Genomic DNA, 417 nt, shown 5'->3' on the forward strand with positions numbered 1-417 from the left:
GGGTTAGTTGGTTTGGATGAAGGCTTGAATCGGCATTTCCCTAAAGCCAAACGACAACGTTGCCTGGTTCATGTTGGGCGGAATCTGATGAACAAAGTTCGCGTAAAAGACCGCAAGGCCGTGATCAGTGACTTTAAACAAGTTCATCGGGCCGCCAACCGTGAAGCAGCCGAACTGAAACTGAATGAGTTCGCCAACAACTGGCATCAGACCTATCCCAAATTAATCAAAGATCTGCTTAAAATGCCGAATTTACTCACTTTCATGGACTTTCCACCAGCTATCCGGCAATCACTATACTCCACTAACCTGATTGAGAACTTTAATAAGCATCTCAAGCGCACCACCCACCACAAAGAACAATTTCCAACGGAAGATTCACTGGATCGCTTCCTGGTTTCTCAGTTTAATGTTTAT

At 44.8% G+C, this 417-nt stretch carries 1 protein-coding gene; it reads left to right on the forward strand.

Features of this window, described 5'->3' with window-relative positions:
* A partial coding sequence (locus IV54_RS02850) for a transposase (RefSeq protein WP_191980401.1) occupies nt 1–417 on the forward strand: 417 nt, incomplete at both ends.

The organism is Levilactobacillus paucivorans, assembly GCF_001437125.1.
GTDB lineage: Bacteria > Bacillota > Bacilli > Lactobacillales > Lactobacillaceae > Levilactobacillus > Levilactobacillus paucivorans.